This window comes from Streptomyces sp. NPDC031049 (assembly GCF_055571015.1).
In genome coordinates this window covers 39,424-56,704 of record NZ_JBVIGC010000005.1, presented here as the reverse complement: position 1 = coordinate 56,704, position 17,281 = coordinate 39,424, and the positions used below count along the sequence as shown (strand labels likewise).

At 72.5% G+C, this 17,281-nt stretch carries 15 protein-coding genes, 1 pseudogene and 1 riboswitch; of the genes and pseudogenes, 7 read left to right on the top strand and 9 right to left on the bottom strand.

Annotated elements, in window-relative coordinates:
* Positions 1 to 78: 78 nt before the first annotated feature.
* The 4 genes from ACZ45Q_RS10155 to ACZ45Q_RS10140 form a co-directional block, all read right to left on the bottom strand.
* Positions 79 to 1,095 (bottom strand): C40 family peptidase, encoded by a 1,017-nt coding sequence (locus ACZ45Q_RS10155; protein ID WP_468257696.1) that lies wholly within the window; start codon positions 1,093 to 1,095, stop codon positions 79 to 81.
* Positions 1,096 to 1,307: 212 nt separating this feature from the next.
* Positions 1,308 to 2,348: a C40 family peptidase gene (locus ACZ45Q_RS10150; protein ID WP_468257693.1), complete on the bottom strand. Its 1,041-nt coding sequence runs from the start codon at positions 2,346 to 2,348 to the stop codon at positions 1,308 to 1,310.
* Positions 2,349 to 2,580: 232 nt separating this feature from the next.
* A complete protein-coding gene (locus tag ACZ45Q_RS10145; RefSeq protein ID WP_468257691.1) occupies positions 2,581 to 3,924 on the bottom strand; it encodes an NYN domain-containing protein in 1,344 nt (447 codons plus the stop codon).
* Between the two features lie 107 nt (positions 3,925 to 4,031).
* Positions 4,032 to 4,271 carry a hypothetical protein gene (locus ACZ45Q_RS10140; protein ID WP_055541554.1) on the bottom strand — a complete coding sequence of 80 codons (240 nt, stop codon included), beginning with the start codon at positions 4,269 to 4,271 and terminating at the stop codon, positions 4,032 to 4,034.
* Positions 4,272 to 4,428: 157 nt separating this feature from the next.
* Between ACZ45Q_RS10140 and ACZ45Q_RS10135 the strand changes: the two are divergent.
* The 7 genes and pseudogenes from ACZ45Q_RS10135 (at position 4,429) to ACZ45Q_RS10105 (ending at position 10,826) form a co-directional block, all read left to right on the top strand.
* Positions 4,429 to 5,209 (top strand): annotated as a pseudogene (locus ACZ45Q_RS10135) (rhomboid family intramembrane serine protease).
* A complete protein-coding gene (locus ACZ45Q_RS10130; protein ID WP_468257688.1) occupies positions 5,206 to 5,487 on the top strand; it encodes an Lrp/AsnC family transcriptional regulator in 282 nt (93 codons plus the stop codon). The pseudogene ACZ45Q_RS10135 and the gene ACZ45Q_RS10130 overlap by 4 nt, the downstream one beginning before the upstream one ends.
* Before the next feature lie 165 nt (positions 5,488 to 5,652).
* Positions 5,653 to 5,958: a small secreted hydrophilic protein gene (locus ACZ45Q_RS10125; RefSeq protein ID WP_468257686.1), complete on the top strand. Its 306-nt coding sequence runs from the start codon at positions 5,653 to 5,655 to the stop codon at positions 5,956 to 5,958.
* Positions 5,882 to 7,393, top strand: coding sequence for a sensor histidine kinase (locus ACZ45Q_RS10120; RefSeq protein ID WP_468257684.1), 1,512 nt, complete (start codon positions 5,882 to 5,884; stop codon positions 7,391 to 7,393). Before ACZ45Q_RS10125 ends, ACZ45Q_RS10120 begins: the two co-directional genes overlap by 77 nt.
* Positions 7,390 to 8,055, top strand: coding sequence for a response regulator transcription factor (locus ACZ45Q_RS10115; RefSeq protein WP_468257682.1), 666 nt, complete (start codon positions 7,390 to 7,392; stop codon positions 8,053 to 8,055). The genes ACZ45Q_RS10120 and ACZ45Q_RS10115 overlap by 4 nt, the downstream gene beginning before the upstream one ends.
* Positions 8,056 to 8,196: 141 nt before the next feature.
* Positions 8,197 to 9,612 (top strand): SLC13 family permease, encoded by a 1,416-nt coding sequence (locus ACZ45Q_RS10110; protein WP_468257680.1) that lies wholly within the window; start codon positions 8,197 to 8,199, stop codon positions 9,610 to 9,612.
* Between the two features lie 11 nt (positions 9,613 to 9,623).
* Positions 9,624 to 10,826 (top strand): glycerate kinase, encoded by a 1,203-nt coding sequence (locus ACZ45Q_RS10105; RefSeq protein ID WP_468257677.1) that lies wholly within the window; start codon positions 9,624 to 9,626, stop codon positions 10,824 to 10,826.
* Here ACZ45Q_RS10105 and ACZ45Q_RS10100 read toward each other — a convergent pair.
* The 5 genes from ACZ45Q_RS10100 to qcrC all read right to left on the bottom strand — a co-directional run bounded on the left by ACZ45Q_RS10100 (position 10,772) and on the right by qcrC (position 17,255).
* Entirely contained in the window at positions 10,772 to 12,148 is a 1,377-nt protein-coding gene (locus tag ACZ45Q_RS10100) for an aminotransferase class V-fold PLP-dependent enzyme (protein ID WP_468257675.1), read from the bottom strand. The two genes, ACZ45Q_RS10105 and ACZ45Q_RS10100, sit on opposite strands and share 55 nt — an antisense overlap.
* A 179-nt stretch (positions 12,149 to 12,327) precedes the next feature.
* A riboswitch (SAM riboswitch) is annotated at positions 12,328 to 12,444 on the bottom strand.
* 77 nt (positions 12,445 to 12,521) lie between these two features.
* Positions 12,522 to 13,586, bottom strand: coding sequence for an anthranilate phosphoribosyltransferase (trpD, locus tag ACZ45Q_RS10095; protein ID WP_468257672.1), 1,065 nt, complete (start codon positions 13,584 to 13,586; stop codon positions 12,522 to 12,524).
* A 131-nt stretch (positions 13,587 to 13,717) separates the two neighbouring features.
* Positions 13,718 to 15,379 carry a cytochrome bc1 complex cytochrome b subunit gene (gene qcrB, locus ACZ45Q_RS10090; protein ID WP_468257669.1) on the bottom strand — a complete coding sequence of 554 codons (1,662 nt, stop codon included), beginning with the start codon at positions 15,377 to 15,379 and terminating at the stop codon, positions 13,718 to 13,720.
* Complete coding sequence (qcrA, locus tag ACZ45Q_RS10085) at positions 15,376 to 16,449, bottom strand: cytochrome bc1 complex Rieske iron-sulfur subunit (RefSeq protein ID WP_468257667.1); 1,074 nt, start codon at positions 16,447 to 16,449, stop codon at positions 15,376 to 15,378. The genes qcrB and qcrA overlap by 4 nt, the downstream gene beginning before the upstream one ends.
* Positions 16,446 to 17,255, bottom strand: a complete 810-nt coding sequence (gene qcrC / locus ACZ45Q_RS10080) for a cytochrome bc1 complex diheme cytochrome c subunit (protein ID WP_468257664.1) — start codon at positions 17,253 to 17,255, stop codon at positions 16,446 to 16,448. The genes qcrA and qcrC overlap by 4 nt, the downstream gene beginning before the upstream one ends.
* Positions 17,256 to 17,281 lie beyond the last annotated feature (26 nt).

Below are 17,281 nucleotides of genomic sequence, written 5' to 3'. Positions count from 1 at the left end.
GGCGGTCAGAGGGCGTCGCCCGCCGGTTGCCGCCGAGCGGCGGGCCGGCGGGCGGTCACCGCGGCGCCGGGCGGCCGGTCAGACCCGGGTCACCGAGGAGACCGGCATCATGCCGACCGGGTCGTAGCGCACCGGGGCGCCCGGGTAGGGCGCGTGGATCACCTGGCCGTTGCCGACGTACATGCCGATGTGGCTGGCGTCGTCCCGGTAGGCGACCAGGTCGCCCGGCCGCGCCTGGGACAGCGGGACGCGCTGTCCGGCCCCCGCCTGTGCCTGCGAGGTACGCGGCAGCGCGATCCCGGCCTGCGCGTACGACCACTGGGTCAGGCCCGAGCAGTCGAAGCCGCCGGGGCCGTTGGCGCCCCAGACGTAGGGCTTGCCGACGGCGGACCGGGCGGCGGCCACGGCGGCGGCGGCGCGGCCCGAGGCGGGGGCGGCGCCGGTGAGGTCCGGCAGCTCGGTGCGGCCGGAGCGGGAGGCGTGCCCGTAGGCCGCGCGCTCCTCGTCGGGGAGGGAGTTGAGCAGCCGCCGGGCCTCGGCGAGCTTGCGCTCCACGGTCCTCTTGTGGGCGGCGACCGCCTTGCGGCTCTTGTTCAGCTCGGCGAGCTTGCGGGTGGCCTCGGCGCGGTCCTGGGCGAGGTCCCGCATGGCCTCCTGGAGCTCCTCGAGCTCGGTGGCGTGGTGGGTGCTGATCCGGTCCAGGACGGACGCCCTGTCGAGGTAGTCGTCCGGGTCCGCGGAGAACAGCAGCGCCAGGGACGGGTCGAGGCCGCCGGAACGGTACTGGGCGCCGGCCAGCGAACCGAGCGCGTCCCGCATGGAGTTGATGCGCTGCTGCTGCCGGGCGACGTTCTCCTGGGCGGTGCCGACCTGCCTGCGCAGCGCGTCGGTGCGCTCGTCGGCCTTGTTGTAGGCCTCCGTCGCCTTCTCGGCCTCCTGGTGGAGGCGGTCCACCTCCGCACGGGTGTCGTCGTGCGGCGCGGCCACGGCGGCCGGTACGGCGCCCAGGACCGCGGCCGCGGCGGTGAGCAGGCCGACGGTGAGACGGGCACGCCGGTCGGACCCGGACGGTGCAAGGCGGCGATGGGACCCCACGGGAAGCCGCGCTCCTTTCCGCTGGCGGACAGGGAAACGCGGCAGACAGTAGCCCCGCGGTGGGGCGCCCACCAACGACCTGGAGCGGGCCCGCGCCCCGGCGCCCCGCCGCCGACGCAGGTCAGCGGCGGGGCGCGGGGTCAGCGCGGAGCCGGGTGATTCGCCCGTTCGGGCGGCATGTCGCGTTGATCACCGAGCCGCTCGGTGGCGGCTCAGACGCGGACGCCCCACATGAAGGGGCCGCCGATGGTGTTCATCGACTCGTACCGGACGACGGTCCCGGTGCGCGGGGCGTGGATGACCTGGCCGTTGCCGGCGTAGAGGCCGACGTGGTGCAGGTCGTTGAAGAAGAAGACGAGGTCGCCGACCTGGAGGTCGTTGACGGAGGTGATCCGCGTGCCGATGCCGGACTGGGCCTCGGAGGTGCGGGGTATGGAGACGCCGGCCTGGGCGTAGGCCCAGGAGGTCAGGCCCGAGCAGTCGAAGGAGGACGGGCCGGTGGCGCCGTAGACGTAGGGCGTGCCGAGCTTGCTCTGGGCGGCGGAGAAGGCCGCGCCGGCCCGGCCGGAGGAGGGCGCCGGGGAGTCGGTCAGGGCCGTGCGCTCGCTGGCGCGGGTGGAGCGCTGCTCCTCGGCGGCGAGCGCGGCCTTCTCCGCGGCGGTGAGGCTGTTCAGCAGCTTCTGCGCGGCGGCGAGCTTGCCCTGGACCTCCTTCTTCTTCTTGCCCAGCTCGGTGCGGGTGGAGGAGAGGTCCTTGAGCTTGTCGGAGGCCTCGGCGCGCTGCTGGGCGAGGTCCCGCTGCTTCTCCTGGATCTTCTTCAGCGCCTCGACCTGCTGGCCGCTCAACTGGTCGAGCGTCGAGGCCTTGTCGAGGTAGTCGTCCGGGTCGGCGGAGAGGAACAGCTGCACCGAGGGGTCGATGCCGCCGGAGCGGTACTGGGCGCTCGCCATCGAACCGAGGCCGTCGCGCAGCTCGTTCAGCTCCTGCTGGCCGCGGGCGACGTTGTCCTGGATGGTGGAGATCTCCTTCTGGAGCTTCTCCTGCTTCTCCTTGGCGCCGTTGTACTTCTCGGTGGCCTGCTCCGCCTCCTGGTAGAGCTTGTCGACCTTGGCCTTGACCTCGTCCTTGCTCGGCTTCTCGCTGGGCGCGGCGTTGGCGGCCTGCGAGCTGAGGGCGACTGCGGCGGCGGCAGCGGTGGTGAGCACGGTGACGCGTGCGCGGCTGGGCTGCTTGGGTCGACGGTGGGACGCCACGGGAGGCGAACTCCTTCGTGTGAGTGATCACCCGTTCGCGGGTTCGATGGCAGACCCTAGTGACCCACTCGTGATCAGTTCAAATCCTCCGCCCCAAAAACCTCCGCAGACACACCAATCTTTACCCGTAACTCACCTCCAGTGATGCGCGCTTGACCCTACGTCGCGCGAGCGACCCGTCAATCCGGGCATACGGCAGGTACGTTGCGGTTGCCGCGAACCGCACCAGCGGTCAGGAAAGCCGCTTCAGCAGGACCGCCGACGCCACCGGCCGCGCCCCCGCGCGGGCCACCCCGTCGGCCACCTCGCGGTCGGTGGAGGCGACGATGACCGGCCGGCCGGGCGGCTCGGCCCGCACCAGCTGGCGGATCAGCTCGTCGGCGGTGACGCCCGGCTTGGAGAAGAGCACGCGCACCCCGCGCGGCGGCGCGAGCAGCACCGGCGCGGCCAGCTCCGCCCCGTCGAAGACGCACGTCACCTCGGCGCCGGTCTGCGCGGCGAGCTGGGAGAGCTGGCCGAGCAGGCGCAGCCGCTGCTTCTCCAGCGGCATCTGCGGATAGCCGGTCTTGGTGACGTTGTAGCCGTCGACGACCAGATGGGCCTGCGGCAGCGCCAGCAACTGGTCGAGGATGGCGGGGTCGTTCTCGGACAGGGCGCGCGCGGCGATGTCCTTCGGCGTCATCCGGCCGGGCTCGACGGCGTCCACGGTCTCGGCGGGCCGCACGGAGACCGGCGGCAGCGCCAGCTCCCGGCGCAGCCCCTGGGTGGCGTCCAGGAGGGTGTCGAGCAGCAGCCGCACCCGCATGTCCTCGACGCTGCGCCCCTCGCGGGCGGCCCGGCGTGCCGCCTCCAGGGCGGACTCGGCCTCCGCCAGCCGGCTCTTGAGCCGCCGCGCCTCGCTCTCGGCGGCGGACACCTGGGCCTGCCCCTCGACGCGTACGGCCTCCAGCTCGGCGTGCGCCTTGCGCAGGGCCGCCTCGCCGCGTTTGACGTCGCTGAGCGCGGACCGCAGCTTGCGGTGCAGCGAGTCCGCCTCCTTCTTCGCCGCGTCCAGCTCGCCGCGGAGCCGCTCGGTCTCGGACTTGGTGTGCTCCCGGGCCCGGGCCAGCTCGGCGCGCAGCCGCTCCAGCTCGGCCCGGTTCTCCTCGTCGGCGCGCTCGGCGTCGGCGCGCTGCGCCTCCTCGCCGGCGGCGGCCACCAGCTTCACCCAGCCGGGCGGACGCAGTACGTAGGCCGCGGCCGCCACGTCGAGCGGGTCCGCGGCCGGGGGCGGGGAGGCTGAGTCGAGCGCGCCGGACAGCTCCGGCTGCGCCTCTCTGAGCCCGTCGCCGATGCGCTGGCGGAACAGCGGGTCGGTCTCCAGGGCGGCGGCCATCGCGTTGCCCGCGAACTTGGCCCGGCGGTTCGGGGCGAACCGGGCGTACTGCCGCAACTGGGCGGGCAGTTCCGCCGGGGTCAGCCGGCCGAAGCCGTCGGACACGATCTGCACGACCCGGCGGCGCACACCGTCGGGCAGCGGACGGTCGAGCACCTCGGCGGCGCCGTCGCCCGGCCCCCCGCCCTGTGTCTCCACCATCCGTCACCTCGATTACCGTCGTGCCGCGATCCCGGTACCGTACGCCGGTCGCCCGGACGGCACCCTCCTCCGCTCCCGGCGTCCCGCGGGCGGGGGAACCCTCGTCGTCAGGAGCCGGCGCCCGGCCGGTCCACGAGCTCCACCTGGTCCACGGCGTTGCACCAGCGGCACCGCACCGACTCGATGGTCTCACTGACCACCTCGCGCTCCTCGACCTTGGGCTCACCGGCCAGGTCGAGGTGGACGTACTCGACGACCTTCGACGAGCGGGTCACGTCGAACCGGGTGAGGTTGCCGCAGAGGGTGCAGCGCCACCGGGTGGTGGCGGTCGGCAGGGGAACCGTCATCGTGACTGTGTTCGCTTTCTTCCAGTGTCGGCGACGCCCGGACTCCCCGGGGCGTGTGGCTCGTAACCCTACGGCCTGGCGGGACCCGGGCGCCCGTCCGTCCACGGCGGCGAGGCGGCCGGGCCGGTTGCGTCCCGTTACGTCATGCTCTGTACTCATGATCCGCAAGTGGAGCGGGGCCGTCGGCAGGGCGGTCCGGACGGCCGGCCGGGGCCGCACCGGCAGGGGGTCGGCGGCGCCGGTGACGTACGCGCTGATCGCCGCGTGCTGTCTGGTCTTCCTGGTCGGGCCCGCGGCGGGCGTCAACCCGGCGTACGGCTCCGGCGACGAGCTGCTCGCCGCGCAGCGCGCCTGGTTCCGCCACTGGGGCGTGATCCCCGTAGAACTGTTCGAGGACTCCCCCCGTGCCGCCCTCACCCCGGCCACGGCCCTCTTCGTCCACGGCAGCTGGGTGCACCTGCTGGGCAACATGCTGTTCCTCTATGTCTTCGGGGCGATGACCGAGGAACGCATGGGCCGCCTCCAGTTCCTCCTCTTCTACGTCGGCTGCGGCTACCTGGCGCTGCTCGGCTACGCGGTGGCCAACCCGCAGTCCCCGCAGTCCCTGGTGGGCGCCTCCGGGGCGATCTCGGCGATCCTCGGCGCGTTCCTGTACCTGTTCCCGCGCGCGCGGGTGACCAGTCTCCTGCCGTTCCTCTTCTTCCTGCCGCTGCGGTTCCCGGCCTGGGTGGTGCTGCCGTTCTGGGCGGCCCTGCAATGGCTGGCCGCGGGCCGGGCCGGCGACGGGCCGGGGGTGGCCTACCTCGCCCACCTGGTGGGCTTCGCCCTGGGCTTCGGCTACGCCTGGATGCGGTTCGGGCGCCCGTCCCGGGTCCCGGACGTGCGACTAGAGTGAGGAGCGCCCCAGCGACCGGCCCGAGGGAGAGAACCAGCCGTGATCACCGCGATCGTCCTCATCAAGACCAGCGTGGACCGGATCCCCGAGATCGCGGAGCGGATCGCCGCGCTGGAGAACGTCAGCGAGGTCTTCTCGGTCACCGGCACCTACGACCTGATCGCGATGGTCCGGGTCAAGGAGCACGAGGAGCTGGCGGAGGTCATCCCCGGCCGCATCAGCAAGATCCCGGGCGTGGAAGGCACGGACACGCACGTGGCGTTCCGCACGTACTCGCAGCACGACCTGGAGGCGGCGTTCTCCATCGGCCTGGACAACTGAGCACCGCATCCACCGGCCCGGCGGGTGCGCGGCCGGCCGCCGCCCCGCCGAGCGCCGGCGCACGGTTCACCGGGCTCCCGCGGGACACCGCCGCCGGGGCCGGATGAAGAGTTCTTCATCCGCGGCTCATGCGCACCGCACCCCGCCCGGCACACCATGAGGGGCATGGTCTTCTCACGCCGGATGGCGGCGCTCGCGGCCGTCGTCCTGATCCCCCTCGGTATCGCCGCCACCAGCTTCGCCCTCACCGACTCTCCCCCGGAGCCGAAGGTCCCCGCCAAGGTGGAACTGGAGAGCGGCTCTCCGACCCCCACGCCCACCCGGCCCGAGCCCACGCCCAGCGACCAGGTGGTGTCCCGGCCGCCGGTGACCGACAGCCCCCCGGATGAGGACGATGACGACGACCGCGGCCGGAACACCGGGGACGACACGACCGGAGCCGACGACGACGGACCGGACGACGACGGTTGACCGCGGCCCCGCCCGCGACAGGCGGCGGATCTCCGCCCGGGTCCGCATCCTGCTCTGGCTGCTGCTCGTGATGGCCGTCGCGCTCGCCTCCGTGGCCGCGACCACCCGCTCGATCCTGCTGCGCGACACCGACCAGCGGATCAACGGCCTGCTGGCGCAGGAGGCCGCCGAGTTCGCCAACTTCCAGAAGCAGGGCTTCGACCCGGAGACCGGCCGCCCGTTCACCGAGCCGAGGCGACTGCTGGAGGTCTTCCTGGAGCGGCAGTACGCCGACCTGGACGAGGAGCTGATCGGCCTGGTGGGCGAACCGGGCGGCGACCCGGCGCACATCATCCAGCAGCGCGAGATCCCCGTGGACCTGCCGCTGCACCGGGACTCCGGGGCCGAGCGCAGCATCTACGCCTCGCCCGACTCCACGGGCACCCTGCACCGCCCCGAGGGCGACATCCGCTGGGCCAAGGTCACCGTGGCCCGGTACGGCGGCGAACCGGCGGCGGCCTTCGTGGTCGCCTTCCACCCGGAGCGCGAACAGCGGCGCGCCGACGAGGTGTTCCGGGTGCTGCTCGCCATCTCCGGCGTCGCCCTGCTGATGACGACCGGCATCGCCTGGGTGGTCGCCGGGCGCATCCTCAAGCCCGTACGCCTGGTGCGCGCCACCGCCGCCCAGCTCACCGAGCAGGACCTCACCCGGCGCATCCCGGTGCACGGCCACGACGACGTGGCCGCCCTCGCCGAGACGTTCAACGCGATGCTCGACCGGCTGGAGCGGGCCTTCGCCACCCAGCGGCTGTTCGTGGACGACGCCGGCCACGAACTGCGCACCCCCATCACCATCGTGCGCGGCCACCTGGAACTGATGGGCGACGATCCCGCCGAGCGCGAGGAGACGGTGCGGCTGGTCACCGACGAGCTGGACCGGATGAGCCGGATCGTGGAGGACCTGCTGCTGCTGGCCAAGGCCGAGCGTCCCGACTTCGTCACCCCCGAGCCGGTGCAGGTCGCCGAACTGACCGCCGACGTCTTCGTCAAGGCCCGCACCCTGGGCGAGCGCGACTGGGTGCTGGCCGAGGTCGCCGACCGGGAGGCCCGGCTGGACCCCCAGCGCATCACCCAGGCGATGGTCCAGCTCGCGCAGAACGCCGTGCAGCACACCACCGCCGGCCAGACCATCCGCATCGGCTCCCGCGCCGAGGGCGCGCGCATCGAGCTGTACGTCGCCGACTCCGGACCCGGGGTGCAGCCGGGGGACGCCGAGGTGATCTTCGAGCGGTTCCGCCGGGGCACGGCCCGGCGCGGCGCCCGCGGCTCGGGTGCCGGCCTGGGCCTGTCCATCGTCAAGGCGATCGCCGAGGGCCACGGCGGCCGGGTCCGCCTCCACGACACCGAGGGCGGCGGCGCCACCTTCGTACTCACCCTGGAAGAGACACGCTCATGAACCGCATCCTCATCGTCGAGGACGAGGAACGCATCGCCGCCTTCGTGGAGAAGGGCCTGCGTGCCAACGGCTTCACCACCACCGTCGTCGCCGACGGCGAGGCCGGGTACGCGTACGCGCTGACCGGCGGCTTCGATCTGATCGTGCTGGACATCGGGCTGCCCGGCAGGGACGGGTTCACGGTGCTGCGCGAGCTGCGCGAGGCCCGGGTGACGACCCCGGTGATCGTGCTGACCGCGCGGGACTCCGTACGGGACACGGTGGCCGGTCTGGAGGGCGGCGCCGACGACTGGATGACCAAGCCGTTCCGCTTCGAGGAACTGCTCGCCCGGGTGCGGCTCCGGCTGCGCACGGCGGCCCGGGCGCCGGAGGTGACGGTGCTGCGGTCGGGGGCGCTCAGCCTGGACCTGCGCACCCGCCGGGCCCGCGCCGGGGAGCGCACGGTCGACCTGACGGCCCGTGAGTTCGTGCTGCTGGAGCTGTTCCTGCGCCACCCCGGGCAGGTGCTCTCCCGCGAGCAGATCCTCTCCCACGTGTGGGGCTACGACTTCGACCCGGGCTCGAACATCGTGGACGTCTATGTGCGGGCGCTGCGCAAGAAGCTCGGTGCGCAGCAGGTGGAGACGGTGCGCGGGATGGGGTACCGGCTGCCGGCCTGGTGAGGGCGACCGGGCCGCGCGAGGACCGCGGCATGCCGGGGGCCGGGGCCGAGCGCGCCGGGACGGGGCCGCGCGCCGGGACGGTGAAGTTTCCTTCATCTTCGGCTCATTGGAGGCTCACGGCCCGGGTGAACCCTCGATGGCGTGACGCTGAATCCCCGCCTGACCGCGGCCCTGTGCGTGGCGCTGTCCCTGTGCGCCCTGCTGGCGGTGCCCGCCAACTTCCCCGGCCTGAGCGGTGACGCGCGCCTGACCCTGGCCGTGTTCGCGCTCGCGACCTGCGCCTGGATCGGTACGCCGATCGACGACACCTACATCGCGCTCGGCGCGGGGCTGGCCCTGACCGCCACCGGGGTCATCAGCAGCGACACCCTGTTCGGGACGCTCGGTGACTCGACGGTGTGGCTGCTGATCTGCGCGTTCGTGCTGGCCGCCGCGGTGACCCGGAGCGGCCTCGCGGGACGCGCGGCGGTGTTCCTGGTCGGCGGGGCCCGCACCGTACGCCAGTTGGTGCACCTGACCACCGCGGCGCTGGTCGTCACGGCGTTCGCAGTGCCGGCCACCTCGGGCCGCGCCGCGCTGGCGCTGCCGGTGTTCCTGGCGCTCGCCAAGGCGCTCGCCGACCGCAAGCGGCTGGTGGTGATGCTGGCGCTGCTGTTCCCGACGGTGATCCTGCTGTCGGCGGTGGCCACGCTGATCGGCGCGGGCGCGCACCTGATCACGGTGTCGGTGCTGTGGGAGGCCACCGGCGACCGGGTCGGTTTCACCGAGTGGCTGCTGCTGGGCCTGCCGCTGGCCGTGACCTCCTCCCACCTGGCCGCCGAGGTCGTGCTGTGGACCACGACCCGGCGGGCCGACCGCCAGGGCCCGGTGCGCATCACCGCCGAGGAGATACAGCGGCACACCGACCACGCGGTCACCGGCCCCTGGTCGCAGCCCGAGAAGCTCTGCGCGCTGCTGCTGGCCACCGTGGTGGTCCTGTGGTGCAGTGAGCCGCTGCACCACGTGCCGCCCGCGGTGGTCGCCCTGATCGGCGCGGTCGTCGCCTCCTCCCCCGCCCTCGGCACCGTGCGGCTGAAGGACGCGCTGAAGACGGTGCCCTGGTCGCTGCTGCTGTTCATGGCCGCGACGATGGCGATGGGCGTCGCGCTCGCCGACTCGGGCGCGGCGAGGTGGCTGGTGTCCGGGCTGCCGTCGGGCATCGGGCCGGCCCTCTTCCTCACGGTCGTGGTCCTGGTCAGCACCGCCGCCCACCTGGTCCTCCAGTCCCGCTCGGCCCGCTCCTCGGTGCTGGTGCCGCTGGTGATCGCCGCGGCCGTCGGCGCGGGCGTCAACCCCGTGGCCGCCGCGCTGGCCTCCACCGCCGCCGCCGGCTTCTGCCACACGCTCCCGGCCTCCGCGAAGCCGGTCACCCTGTTCGCGGACATCCCCGGCACCCCCACCTACACCCCGCGCGACCTGCTGCGGCTGTCCGCCGTGCTGGCCCCGCTGACCGCCGCGCTCGTCCTGCTCTTCGCCGTCGCGGTCTGGCCGCTGCTCGGCGTTCCCGTGACCCGCTGAAGGAGTCCGCCATGCTCAACCGTGTCGTCGTCGCCCCCAGCGGCTTCAAGGAGTCCCTGTCGGCCCAGGCAGCCGCCGACGCCATCGCGGCCGGTGTGCGCCGTGTCCTGCCGGATGCCGAGGTCGACCGTGTCCCGCTGGTGGACGGCGGTGAGGGAACGGCCGTCGCGCTGGCCGCCGCGACCGGGGGGCGGCTGGTGGCGCTGGCCGCCACGGGACCGGTCGGGGACACCGTGGGCACCCACTTCGCGCTGCTCGGCTCCCAGGACACGGCGGTCGTGGAGATGGCGGCGGTGGCCGGTCTGTCCCTCGTGCCCCGTGCCCTGCGGGACCCCGGCGCCACCACCACCTACGGGGTCGGCGAGCTGATCCGGGCGGCGCTGGACACCGGTGTGCGGCGCATCCTGGTCGGCTGCGGCGACTCCGGCACCTCCGACGGGGGCGCGGGCGCGCTCCAGGCCCTCGGGGCGCGGCTGCTGGACCCGGACGGCTTCGAACTGCCGCCCGGCGGGCGGGAGCTGACCCGGCTCGCCCGCATCGACCCGTCCGGGCTGGACGCCCGGCTGAAGGACGTCGAACTGCGCGTCGCCTGCAACCCGTTCAACGTGCTGTGCGGCGAGCGCGGCGTGGCCCGTGTCTTCGGCCCGCAGAAGGGCGCGACCCCGGCGCAGGTCGAGCAGCTGTCGGCCGGCCTGGAGAACTGGGCCTACGTCCTCACCCGCGACCTCGGCGTCACCGGCACCGACCTGCGCTCCGGCCCGGGCACCGGTGCCTCCGGCGGCCTGGGCGCCGGACTGGCCGCCCTGGGCGCCCGGTTGCTGCCCCGCTTCGACGTGCTGCTGGACCAGCTCGACCTGGACGAGCGGCTGGCCCGGGCCGACCTGGTGCTCACCGCCGAGGGCGCCCTGGACCACCAGACGCCGCGCGGCAAGATCCCGGCCGAGGTCGCCCGGCGCGCCAAGCTCCACGGCCGTCCGGTCCTGGCGCTGGCGGGCACGCTCGGCGAGGGCGCGCACGAGGTGCCCGGCGTGGACGCCTGCCACGGCATCCTGCCGGCGCCGATGGCGCTGGCGGAGGCGCTGGTGCGGGGCGCGGAGCTGCTGACGGACGCCACGGAGCGGGCGCTGCGGATGGTGCTGCTGGGCGCCCGGCTACCGGCTCACGCCGCCGCGGTGGAGGTGTCGGGGACGCACCGGCCGTCCTCGGTGCGGTAGTTCCACTTGGCGCCGTTGCGCACGAGTTCCCTCACCGCGGTCACGAACCGCTCCACGTGCTCGTCCGGGGTGCCCGCGCCGAAGCTGACCCGGACGGCGTTGAGCGACTTCTCCCCGGGCGCGGCCTCCGGCGCCCCGCACTCGCCCTGGGTCTGCGGGTCGCTGCCGAGCAGGGTGCGCACCAGCGGGTGGGCGCAGAACAGGCCGTCGCGGACGCCGATGCCGTACTCGGCGGACAGCGCGGCGGCGAAGTGGGAGCTGTTCCAGCCGTCCACGACGAAGGACAGCACCCCGACGCGGGGCGCGTCGTCGCCGAAGAGGGAGAGGAACCGGACCTCGGGGACGTCGGCGAGCCCTTCCCGGACGGTGGCGATCAGGTGCCGTTCGCGGGCGACGAGGGCGTCGAACCCGGCCTCGGTGAGCGCCTTGCAGGCGGAGGCGACGGCGTAGGCGCCGATGACGTTGGGCGAGCCGGCCTCGTGGCGGGCGGCGCCGTCGTGCCACTCGACGTCCACGCCGCCGTCGGTGCGGCGGGTGACGGTGCGGCTGGCTCCGCCGCCCGCGAGGTACGGCTCGGCCGTGCGCAGCCAGTCGGCGCGGCCGGCCAGGACGCCCGCGCCGAAGGGGGCGTACAGCTTGTGGCCGGAGAAGGCGACCCAGTCGGCGTCCAGGCCGGACACGGAGACGGGGTGGTGCGGGGCGAGCTGGGCGGCGTCCAGCACGATCCGGGCGCCGTGGGCGTGCGCCGCGGCGGCCAGTTCCCGCACGGGCCACAGTTCGCCGGTGACGTTGGAGGCGCCGGTGACGCAGACGAGGGCGGGGCCGTGCGGCTCGCGGTCGGCCAGGGCGCGCTCCAGGGTCTCCACGGCCTGGTCCGGGGTGCGCGGCGCGTCGAGGTAGGTGACGTCCGCGTGCCGCCAGGGCAGCAGCGAGGCGTGGTGCTCGGTCTCGAAGACGAAGACCCGGCAGCCGGCCGGGAGCGCGCCGGCGAGCAGGTTGAGGGAGTCGGTGGTGGAGCGGGTGAAGACGACCTGGTCGCCGTCGCGGCAGTCCAGGAACTCGGCGACGGTCCTGCGGGCGTTCTCGAAGAGGTCGGTCGACAGCTGGGACAGGTACCCGGCGCCGCGGTGCACGCTGCCGTAGTACGGCGCGTAGGCGGCGACGTCGTCCCAGACCCGCTTCAGCGCCGGCGCGCTGGCGGCGTAGTCGAGCGCGGCGTAGGTGACCTCGCCGCCGGTGACGAGCGGGACGGTGACGTCGCTGCCCAGAACGGGCAGCGGGGCGCAGAGCGACTGGTGGGCGGCAGCGGTGGTGACGGACATGGCGGAACTCCCGTGACGGCGTGCGGAGATCACCGCGCGAGCGTGCGGGGCTCGAGCGCGGGACCGGGGAAAAAGGGGTGCGGAGGCGGGGCTCTGCGGCCCTAGCGCATTCGCTGCATCACAGAAGGCTCCCTCGATGACCAGGACCCCTGGTCCCACGCTTCACGAAGCGTGCGAGGGGTCCGCGCTTGTCGTGAGCCCTGCTGCTCACGACCTGGTCCTCACCCGGGGCACCCCGCCACGGACGGAGGGTTGCCGGACAGCCGGCCGGGGCCGAATGGCTGTCACTCATGACCTGGACAGGAAGCTACGCGAAGAGATCGACGTCCCGCAACCCGGGTCCGGATCGCGGGACGTACGACACGTGGGCGGCTCAGGCGTTGCTGGCGGCCACCCAGCGCTCCAGCACCCGCCGGGCGGAGCCGCTGTCGATGGACTCGGCGGCCCGGGCCATGCCGGCCCTCAGCTGCTCGGTCAGCGGCTCGTCGCCCGGCGCCAGGGCCACCAGGGCCGCCGCCGCGTTCAGCAGGACCGCGTCCCGCACCGGCCCGCCCTCGCCGCCCAGCAGCCGCCGGGCCACGTCGGCGTTGTAGGACGCGTCGGCGCCGCGCAGGGCCTCGACCGGCACCGGCTCGATGCCGACGTCGCGCGGGTCGAAGGACTCCTCGGTCACCTTGCCCTCCCGTACGACCCACACCTTCGACGTGGACGTGGTGGTCAGTTCGTCGAGGCCGTCGTCGCCCCGGAAGACCAGGGAGGAGTTGCCGCGCTCGGCGAAGACGCCGGCGATGATCGGCGCCATCCGGGCGTCGGCGACACCGATGGCCTGGGCGCGGACCTTGGCGGGGTTGGTCAGCGGCCCGAGGAAGTTGAACACCGTCCGGATGCCGAGCTGGCCGCGGGCGGCGGCGACGTGCCGCAGCGCCGGGTGGAACTTCACCGCGAAGCAGAAGGTGATGCCGGCCTCCTCGGCGACCTCCGCCACCCGCCGCGGGGTCAGCTCCAGGTTGACGCCGAGCTTCTCCAGGACGTCGGAGGCGCCCGAGGCCGACGAGGCAGCCCGGTTGCCGTGCTTGACGACCTTGGCGCCGGTGCCGGCCACGACGATGGCGGACATGGTGGAGATGTTGACCGTCTTGGCGCCGTCACCGCCGGTGCCGACGATGTCGACCGTGTTCCCGGGCACCTCGATCACGTTGGCGTGCTCGTACATGGTGCGCACCAGGCCGCCGATCTCCTCGACGGTCTCCCCCTTGGCCCGCAGCGCCACCGCGAACCCGGCGATCTGCGCGTCGGTCGCCTCACCGCGCATGATCACGTCCATCGCCCAGGCGGTGTCGTCGGCCGTGAGGTCCCGGCCGTCCAGCAGCCCGTTCAGCAGGGCGGGCCAGGAGCGGCCCGCCGCGGTGTCGCCTCCAGCGGGGGTCACAGCGCTCATCAGCCGCTCCTGAGTTCGGTGGACAGTCGGTGGACGGAGTCTGCCTCCACCCTATCGACCCCGGGGGACGCCGCAGGGCCCCGTCCGAACACCGGACGGGGCCCTGCGGCGTGGTGTGGCGACGCGGAGGATCAGTGGTGGCCGTGGCCGCTCGTGATCTCCTTGTACTCCTCGACGGTCGGCTTCGGGATCTGGTTCCCCTCGCCGTAGTACGCCTTGCTGAGCTTGGCGCGCAGCTTCTCGGAGCCCTTCACCTTGCGCTCGACACCGTTCTCGTCGACCGTCGGGCCGATCTCGACGGGCCGGTACTGCTCGTGCGCCGTGAGGTTGTGCAGCTGCTCCTGGCTGAGCGGCTCGTGCACCTCGATGAACTCACCGTGCGGCAGGCGCTTGATGATGCCCGACTCGCGGCCGTGCAGCACCTTGTCCTTGTCGCGGCGCTGGAGGCCGAGGCAGATCCGCTTGGTGATGACGAAGGCGATGACCGGACCGGCGAAGAAGCCGATGCGGACGAACCAGGTGACCGCGTTGATCGACAGGTGGAAGTGCGTGGCCACGATGTCGTTGCCACCGCCGATCAGCATGATCATGTAGGCGGTGATCCAGGCGACGCCGAAGGCCGTGCGGGTCGGGGCGTTGCGCGGGCGGTCCAGGATGTGGTGCTCGCGCTTGTCGCCGGTGACCCAGGACTCGATGAACGGGTAGAGGGCGATGACCCCGAGGAAGAGTCCGAAGATCACCAGCGGGATGAACACGCCCAGGACGAGCGTGTGGCCCCAGAAGTTGATCTCCCAGCCCGGCATGGCGCGGACCAGGCCCTCCGCGAAGCCCATGTACCAGTCCGGCTGGGCGCCGGTCGAGACCAGGTCGGCCCGGTAGGGGCCCAGGTTCCAGATCGGGTTGACGGACGCGATGCCGGCCAGGGCCGCGATGACACCGAAGACCAGGAAGAAGAAGCCTCCGGCCTTGGCCATGTACACCGGCAGCAGCGGCATGCCGACGACGTTCTTGTTGTTCTTGCCGGGACCCGCGTACTGGGTGTGCTTGTGGTAGAAGACCAGGATCAGGTGGGCCACCACCAGGCCGAGCATGATGCCCGGCAGCAGCAGGATGTGGATCGAGTAGAACCGGGCGATGAAGTCGTCGCCGGGGAACTCTCCGCCGAACAGGAACATCGAGATGTACGTGCCGACGATCGGCACGGACAGGATCGCGCCCTGCGTGAAGCGGACACCGGTGCCGGAGAGCAGGTCGTCCGGGAGCGAGTAGCCGGTGAAACCGGTGAACATGCCCAGGACGAAGAGCAGGAAGCCGAACAGCCAGTTGACCTCACGCGGCTTGCGGAACGCGCCGGTGAAGAAGACGCGCATCATGTGCACGAACATGCCGGCGAGGAAGATGATCGCCGCCCAGTGGTGGATCTGCCGGATCAGCAGACCGCCGCGCACGTCGAAGCTGATGTCGAGCGTCGACTTGTAGGCCTCGCTCATGAGCTGGCCCTGCATCGGGATGTAGCTGCCGTGGTACTCCACCTCGTTCATCGACGGGTGGAAGAACAGCGTCAGGTACACACCCGTGAGGATGATGATGATGAAGCTGTAGAGGCAGATCTCGCCCAGCATGAAGGACCAGTGGTCCGGGAAGATCTTCCGCATGTTGGCCTTGGCCAGGGAGTAGATCCCCAGCCGGCCGTCGGCCCAGTCGGCGACGCGTTCGCCGGCCGGTGCCTTCCCGCGCGAGCGGCCCGCCGCGCCGGCGGCAGGGGTACTCGGTTCGTTCGGTGCAGTGCTCATCCGCGCTCCCAGAAGGCAGGACCGACGGGCTCTTCGAAGTCGCCGAGCGCTTCGAGGTAACCCTCGTCGTTCACGCCGATGCGCAGCTGCGGCAGGGCGTGACCGGCGGGACCGAAGATGACCCGGGCGCCGTCGGCGAGGTCGAAGGTGGACTGGTGGCAGGGACACAGCACGTGGTGCGTCTGCTGCTCGTACAGGGAGATCGGGCAACCGACGTGGGTGCAGATCTTCGAGTAGGCGACGATGCCCTCGTGCGACCAGTCGAGCTCGCGCTTGTCCTTGATGTCCTCCGGCTCCAGCCGGACCAGCATCAGGGCCGCCTTGGCGATCTCGTTCTGGAAGCCGTGGTCGTGCGGGTCCAGGCCCTCGGGCATGGCGAACGTCAGCGAACCGACGGCGATGTCGGACGGACGCAGCGGCTCGTGGGTGTTCTGGTTGATGAGCAGCTTGCCCCTGGACCACAGCGTGTGGCGCAGCTTGTCCTCGGGCAGCGGACCGAGGTCGCGCAGCAGGACGACGCCGGAGAGCGGGACCAGGGTGAGGGCGCCGAACATGGTGTTGCGGATCAGCTTGCGACGGCCGATCGCGGACTCCTTGGCGCCCTGCTTGAAGTCGGCGTGCACCTGGGAGCGCAGCTCGGGCGAGGCCTCGATCGGGTGACGCTCGTCGGCGATCTCCACGTCGGACATCAGGGTGCGCGCCCAGTGGACGGCGCCCGCGCCGATGCAGAACAGCGCCGCACCCAGGGTCAGACCCAGCGCGAAGTTCAGCGCGTTGAGGTGGCCGATCGGGAAGACGTAGATCGACTTGTCGTGGGGGATCGCCACGAACGCCGCGATGAAGCCGATGGTCGCCAGCATGGACACCGTGAACAGCAGGGCCACCGTGCGCTCGGACCGCTTGGCGGCCCGCTCGTCGATGTCCTGGATCCGGTGCTCGTGGGGCGGCAGACCCGGGTCGGCGAACGGGTTGTCGTCGTCCGCCCGCTTCACCGCGTCGTGCGCGTGCTCGTCGTGGCCTGCGGGCTGCTTCGCCGGCAGGTTCTCTTCGGGAATGTCTTGGCTACTCATGACTTCTTGGCCTTTGCGGTCCGGGCGGCGACCCACACGGCGACGGCGATGCAGGCTCCGAGGCCGAAGATCCAGCCGAAGAGGCCCTCACTGACCGGCCCGAGGCCGCCCAGGGAGAGACCGCCCGGGTCCACGGTCTCGTCGCTGTTGACCGCGTTCAGGTACGCGATGATGTCCTTCTTGTTCTGCTCCGTCAGCACGGTGTCCGGGAAGGACGGCATGTTCTGCGGGCCGGTCTGCATGGCCTCGTAGATGTGCTTCGCGGAGACCCCCGAGAGGTCCGGCGCGTACTTGCCGTGCGTGAGGGCACCGCCCTGACCGGTGAAGTTGTGGCACTGCGCGCAGTTGGTGCGGAACAGGTCGCCGCCCTTGGCGATGTCCGCGCCCGCGGGGTCGTACTCCTGCTCGGTCGGAATGGCCGGACCGGCGCCCAGCGAGGCGACGTACGCCGCGAGCTGGTCGATCTCGGCCTGGGAGTAGATGACCTTCTTGCGCGGGACCTGGGCGCCCGGCTGCTGGGCCGGCATACGGCCGGTGCCCACCTGGAAGTCGACGGCCGCGGCGCCCACGCCCACCAGGCTGGGACCGTCGGAGGTGCCCTGACCATCGGTGCCGTGACAGCTGGCGCAGCCGACGGCGTAGAGCTTCTTGCCCTCGTCAATCGCGAGGGACTGGGCCGTTGTGCCGGCCTGCGCCTTGTCCGCGGGCGCGGCCACGGCATAGAGCCCGCCGGTGGTCACCAGCGCCAGGAGTAGGACGACGAGTGCCGCCAGCGGATGGCGTCGTCGTGCGGAGAGCTTTTTCACGGATTACCCCGGTGTCAGGATCTTCT